This is a genomic window from Clostridium sp. CAG:43 (genome assembly GCF_000434655.1).
Taxonomy (GTDB): domain Bacteria; phylum Bacillota; class Clostridia; order Lachnospirales; family Lachnospiraceae; genus Otoolea; species Otoolea fessa.
This window is the reverse complement of record NZ_FR895095.1, coordinates 55,851-62,286: the sequence shown is the minus strand read 5'-3', so window position 1 is coordinate 62,286 and position 6,436 is coordinate 55,851. Positions and strand designations below refer to the sequence as shown.

The window sequence follows — 6,436 nt, the reverse complement described above, 5'->3', positions numbered from 1 at the left end:
TCATAGGACGTATTTCCTATGAAACAAAAAACCTCCAGTCCATTCGAATGAGAATCACATTTCTCATCCAAACAAACCGGAGGTTTTCTATCTAACCAGGTTTACCTCTTGGATTTATTTACCATTTATTTCTGGCATTATAACTGCGGACCAGCCTTTACCAGAGCCTTGCCAGCTTCGTTTCCTTCGTATTTAGCGAAGTTCTTGATGAAACGGCTTGCCAGATCTTTTGCTTTCTCTTCCCACTCAGCCTCGTTTGCATAGGTATCGCGGGTATCCAGGATAGCCGGATCTACGCCCGGAAGCTCGGTCGGTACTTCGAAGTTGAAATACGGGATCTTCTTGGTCGGAGCTTTCTGGATATCGCCGTTTAAGATAGCATCGATGATACCACGGGTATCTTTGATGGAGATACGTTTGCCAGTTCCGTTCCAGCCTGTATTTACGAGGTAAGCTTTTGCTCCGCTCTTCTCCATTCTCTTAACCAGCTCTTCTGCGTATTTGGTCGGATGCAGCTCCAGGAAAGCCTGTCCGAAGCAAGCGGAGAAGGTCGGGGTCGGCTCGGTAATGCCGCGCTCGGTACCAGCCAGTTTTGCTGTAAATCCGGATAAGAAGTAGTACTGTGTCTGCTCCGGTGTCAGGATAGATACCGGCGGAAGTACTCCGAATGCGTCTGCAGACAGGAAGATAACGTTCTTAGCTGCCGGTGCAGAGGATACCGGACGTACAATATTCTGAATATGATCGATCGGGTAGGATACACGGGTGTTCTCGGTTACGCTCTTATCAGCGAAATCGATCTTGCCGTTCTCATCCAGGGTAACGTTCTCAAGCAGTGCATCACGTCTGATAGCGTTGTAGATATCCGGCTCAGACTCTTTATCCAGGTTGATAACCTTCGCATAGCAGCCGCCCTCGAAGTTGAATACACCGTTGTCATCCCAGCCGTGCTCGTCATCACCGATGAGAAGACGTTTCGGGTCGGTAGAAAGGGTAGTCTTGCCGGTTCCGGAAAGTCCGAAGAAGATAGCGGTGTTCTCGCCATTTAAGTCGGTGTTAGCGGAGCAGTGCATAGCAGCGATGCCCTTTAACGGAAGGTAGTAGTTCATCATGGAGAACATACCTTTCTTCATCTCTCCACCGTACCAGGTGTTGATGATAACCTGCTCGCGGCTTGTGATATTGAAGACAACAGCTGTCTCAGAGTTTAATCCAAGCTCTTTGTAGTTCTCAACTTTAGCCTTGGAAGCGTTGTATACTACGAAGTCCGGTTCGAAATCAGCCAGTTCTTCGTCGGTCGGAACGATGAACATATTCTTTACGAAATGGGCCTGCCAAGCAACCTCCACAATAAAACGGATCGCCATACGGGTGTCTTTATTTGCGCCACAGAAAGCATCTACTACAAACAGTCTCTTGTTGGAGAGCTCATTTAAAGCGATATCCTTTACTGCGTTCCAGGTCTCTTTGGATGCTACATGGTTGTCGTTCTTGTACTCGTCTGAAGTCCACCATACTGTGTCCTTAGAGTTCTCATCCATAACGATGAATTTGTCTTTCGGGGAACGTCCGGTATAAATACCTGTCATAACGTTTACTGCACCAAGCTCGCTGACCTGGCCTTTTTCATAGCCCTCCAGCTCCGGTTTGGTTTCTTCTTCAAACAGCATCTCATAAGAAGGGTTGTAAACAATCTCCGTTGTTCCTGTGATTCCGTACTTGCTTAAATCGATCTTAGCCATCTTAATACCCCTTTCCTGTTATCCGGCGCCTCCCGTCTGTGTGAAATCCGATGCCAGCAGTCTTTTTTGTCTGACATTTCTCACCGAACCGGGGATTTCAGTGTCCCCCACTGTACATATGTATAGTTTGCAACCGCTTTACCTTTTCACGGTTCTTATATTTTGTACAATGCGAAAGTTCGCCTTTTCTTCTCTTTATCTATTTTTACCAAAAGAGATTACTTCATCATTCTAATGCATTCATGGTAAAAAATCAAGCGAAATCGCGAAATGATTGATATTTTTTTATCAATTCCGTTGTTTCAAATATATCTGTCACTCACAGCGTCTAAATCGTTTAAGTTTTAAAATCACACGTACCACACCGCTTCATTCGTCGCTGAAATGGCATCCGCCCCCGCCTCAAAGGCCGCCATCACATCTTTTTTGTCAGACAGCAGTCCCCCGGCGATCAGCGGAATATCGGTGTACTCGCGCATGATCTTAAGAATCTTCGGCATCACCCCCGGCATGATCTCGACTGCATCCGGTCGGAACATTTCGATCTGTTTTTTCAACGTATCGAGTGCGATCGAATCCACAACAAAGGTTCTCTGGATCGCATAAAGTCCCATCTCCTTCGCGTGTTCCACCAGTGTATTTTTTGTGCTGATAATACCGTCCGCCCGCGTATTGTGGGCGATAAAATCGACCGCCACCCTCTTGGTGCTCAGTCCCTGGATCATATCCACGTGGACGATCGCCACCTTCCCGGCGTCCTTGATGCGCGCTACAATCTGATCAATATCACAGATCGTGCCAAACAGCACAAATACTACCTTACATTCAGATTTAAGACTTTTTTCCAGCCCTTCCCAGCTCTTAACCGCTGCGATTATCGGAGATTCCTCCAGTAATTCAAGCATTGTCATTCTATGCTTCCTCTTCTCTCATAGTCTTGAGTATTTCTCCCATCTCTTTCAGCCCTGTGAAAATCGCATCCGGCACGACATCCGCCTTCGGTACATCCTCCAGCTTCGTCTCGCCGGTCAGCACCAGGATTCCGTGTGCCCCATTTACCACACCGGTTTTCACATCCGTGTAGATCCGGTCACCGACAAACGACATTGCCTCGCGCTTTGCCCCGGTCATCTCCAGAACCATATCCACGGTCTCCTTGAATGGTTTTCCGACATACTTCGGCTCCTTTCCGGTCGATAAGGAGATTGCCGCGCACATTGCGCCGCAGTCCGGGATAAAACCATCCTTCGTCGGGCAGTTGATATCCAGATGCGTTGCCAGGAACACAGCGCCGTTGCGGATATACGTGCAGGCGCGCTCCAGCTTCTCATAGGTCAATGTCATATCAAAGCCAATCACGACCACATCCGGCATCTCCCTTGTCAGAAGAATGCCATTTTCACGGAAATTCTCCTCCAGATCCGGCGTTCCCACCAGATAGACTTTCTTTTCAGGATAATACTCTTTCAGATACTGAATCATCACATCCCCGGATGTAATGATCTGATTCCTTTTAATATAACACCCCATTTTTGCCAGTTTGTCAATATATGTTTTCGGAGATTTCGACGAATTATTCGTAAAAAATACATATCTCTTCCCTGCTTTCTTCACTTCCTCCAGGAAATCCAACGCCCCGTCGAGCACATCCGTATCCAGATAAAACGTCCCGTCCATATCGAGGACAAACAGTTCTGTCTCCTTTAAAATTTCACGTTTTTCCATGCCTCTCTCCTTGTAATTTTTATCTCTGTAAATATGTAAACACTAAATTTTTTTCCAAAACAACTTTATCCAATCCTGCACAAATATGCAAGCACGTTTTTCATAAATCTTAATTTCAAAAATGGGAAGCCGTACAAATCTCTTCTATGAGTCTGTACAACCTCCCATCTCTCATCTTTATATTCTGCGACAGGCTGGCGGCGTCACTTTTACGTTTTTTACGCCCGCCCTACATTCTTGCTCGCCACAACCGCAACCCCAGTTCCAGCGCAGTCTGCGATAATCACATCCCCGATATGCACCGGAGCTGCCACCTTCACGGCGCGGATCTCCTTCATGCAATCAAAGATTTTGCCCTTCGGGATATCCGAAGCCGTCTTGACCGCTGCTCTTTCGATCGTGCCGCCCTCGACGCGTACCGTTGAGGTAACGATTCTCGTCGGATTGGTTACCTCTTTCTTTGCATACGCCTCGCCGCGCGGGCATGTATTTCCTTCTACCTTGATCTCGTCATTTCCCATCGTCACAGTGAGCTGACAGCCCAGCGGACATCCGATACAGGTCAGTTCTCTTACTTCCATCACTCATCCACCTCCGTGCAAATGGTTATTTCTTTCAGATCCGGATATTTCTCCAGACTTTCCTTCGTCAGGATCACCTGCTCCATCTCACCCGGTGCCAGCACGCGTTTTTTGCGGCTGCTCACACGCTCTCCGTCAAAATAAACGGAAATGCTGCGGTTTTTATAAACATCTGCCACACGGAAACGAACGGTCAGCTTGTCTGCCATCGCCTCGGTATCGATCGACTGCGGTACCGTGTAGCGGACGCCATTTTCTGCCTTGAGTGTCACGCTGTGACCTTTCTTCGTCTCGCCGGATTTCACATATTTCGCTGCGTTCTGTCCTGCCAGCGCTGCCTCCTCGGATACATAGTCAACCAGATCATGTACATGAAGCACGTTGCCGCAGGCAAATACACCCTCGATGCCTGTTTCCAGACGGTCATTGACCATTGGGCCGGAGGTAACCGGGTTCATCGCCACGCCCATATTTCTCGTCAACTCATTCTCCGGAATCAGGCCACAGGATAACAGAAGCGTATCACAGTCATAGTGCTCTTCGGTACCCGGAATCGGTTTGCGGTCCGGTCCGACCTGTGCCAGCGTGATGCCTTTCACACGCTCTTTTCCCTCAATATTCACAACCGTATGGCTTAACTTCAACGGAATATCAAAGTCATTTAAGCACTGTACGATATTTCTCTTCAGACCGCCCGAATACGGCATCAGCTCCGCTACGACCTTAACCTTTGCGCCCTCCAGTGTCATACGTCTCGCCATGATCAGTCCGATATCGCCGGAACCGAGGATGACAACCTCTTTACCGACCATATGACCCTCGATGTTCATGAGACGCTGTGCCGTACCAGCAGTGTAGATACCTGCCGGACGATACCCCGGAATGTTCAGGGCGCCTCTCGGACGTTCGCGGCATCCCATCGCCAGGATAATCGCTTTTGCCTTGATGAGCTCCAGTCCCTCGCTGCGGCTTACGACTGTGATCTCTTTGTCTTTATTGATATCCAGTACCATGCTGTTTAAGCGGTACGGAATTTCCAGCTTTTTCACTTCTTCCTCATAACGTGCCGCATACTCCGGTCCGGTCAGCTCTTCTTTAAAGGTATGAAGACCAAAACCATTGTGGATACACTGATTTAAGATACCGCCCAGCACGCTGTCGCGCTCCAGAATCAGAATATCCTCTGCGCCGCTTTTCTTTGCCGCTGCTGCCGCTGCCAGTCCAGCCGGACCGCCGCCGATAATTACAATGTCATGCTGAATCATGGTTATGCCTCCTCACCTTTTATCATTTCGGAACCTTTGCGGTTTTTGCAGATCTCTGTGATCGGGATTCCCGTCTCACGGGAGAGAATTTCCATCGCTCTCGGAGTGCAGAAGCCTGCCTGACACCGTCCCATACCCTGACGGACGCGCCGTTTGATGCCATCCATCGAGCGTGCGCCGAGTGTACGGGTGATCGCATCCACGATCTCCCCCTCGCTGATTGTCTCGCAGCGGCAGACGATTGCGCCGTATGCCGGGTTCTTGCGGATCAGTTCTGCGCGTTCTTCCGTATTTAAACGCGCTGCTTTCACGATGCCCTTGCGGACCGGATTGAAATTCGGATTCTTGCCAAATCCAGCTTTTTCCTCAATCATCCCAGCCAGATATTCACCGATCGCCGGTGCGCAGGAAAGTCCCGGAGACTCGATTCCGGCTGCATCAAAGAAGCCCGGTGCGTCCTCCGCCTCACCGATGATGAAATCATCGCCGTCCTCATGGGCACGCAGGCCGGAGAAGGAAGTGATGACCTGACGGAACGGAATGTTGTTGACACTCTTGGTTGCCTTCTCACATGCCTCTGCCAGTCCCTCGGCGGTCGTGTAGGTTCCGTCCTTATCTTCCTGATCCACCGCGGTCGGTCCGACTAAGAGATTTCCGTGAATCGTCGGGCTGACGAGGATTCCCTTGCCATACTTGCCCGGAAGCTGGAAGACGGTCGCTGATACGTGGTTGCCAGCCTCTTTATCGAGCAGGCAGTACTCGCCGCGGCGCGGCACAATGTGAAGCTTCTTTTCCGAAACCATGTTGTGAATCTCTTCAGAATACAGGCCGGCTGCGTTCACGACATATTTTGTCTCGAAGACACCGTTGTTGGTTATCACACGGTATCCTTCTGTCGTTTTTTCAACTTTTTCTGCTTTTGTGTTGAATACGAATTCAACGCCGTTATCACAGGCATTCTCTGCCAGCGCGATCGTCAGACCAAATGGACATACGATGCCGCCGGTCGGTGCATAGAGCGCTGCCACAACCTCCCCGCTGACGTTCGGCTCCATCTTGCGGACCTCATCGCCGGTCAGAATGGAAATATCCGGCACACCGTTTGCCACGCCTCTCTCATAGA

At 49.6% G+C, this 6,436-nt stretch carries 6 protein-coding genes; all 6 read right to left on the bottom strand.

Going from position 1 to position 6,436, the window contains the following annotated elements; genetic code table 11:
- Positions 1 to 137 precede the first annotated feature (137 nt).
- Positions 138 to 1,742 carry a phosphoenolpyruvate carboxykinase (ATP) gene (pckA, locus tag QVO97_RS08115; RefSeq protein ID WP_022359843.1) on the bottom strand — a complete coding sequence of 535 codons (1,605 nt, stop codon included), beginning with the start codon at positions 1,740 to 1,742 and terminating at the stop codon, positions 138 to 140.
- A 350-nt stretch (positions 1,743 to 2,092) separates the two neighbouring features.
- Positions 2,093 to 2,653: a glycerol-3-phosphate responsive antiterminator gene (locus QVO97_RS08110; protein WP_022359842.1), complete on the bottom strand. Its 561-nt coding sequence runs from the start codon at positions 2,651 to 2,653 to the stop codon at positions 2,093 to 2,095.
- A 1-nt stretch (position 2,654) separates the two neighbouring features.
- On the bottom strand, positions 2,655 to 3,467 hold the full coding sequence (locus QVO97_RS08105) for an HAD-IIA family hydrolase (RefSeq protein ID WP_022359841.1): 813 nt from the start codon (positions 3,465 to 3,467) through the stop codon (positions 2,655 to 2,657).
- 218 nt (positions 3,468 to 3,685) lie between these two features.
- Positions 3,686 to 4,048 (bottom strand): DUF1667 domain-containing protein, encoded by a 363-nt coding sequence (locus tag QVO97_RS08100; protein ID WP_022359840.1) that lies wholly within the window; start codon positions 4,046 to 4,048, stop codon positions 3,686 to 3,688.
- Positions 4,048 to 5,313 carry an NAD(P)/FAD-dependent oxidoreductase gene (locus QVO97_RS08095; RefSeq protein WP_022359839.1) on the bottom strand — a complete coding sequence of 422 codons (1,266 nt, stop codon included), beginning with the start codon at positions 5,311 to 5,313 and terminating at the stop codon, positions 4,048 to 4,050. Before QVO97_RS08095 ends, QVO97_RS08100 begins: the two co-directional genes overlap by 1 nt.
- A 2-nt stretch (positions 5,314 to 5,315) precedes the next feature.
- Positions 5,316 to 6,436, bottom strand: a 1,121-nt coding sequence (locus QVO97_RS08090; RefSeq protein ID WP_288189378.1) for an NAD(P)/FAD-dependent oxidoreductase, incomplete at its 5' end; no start/stop codon positions are given.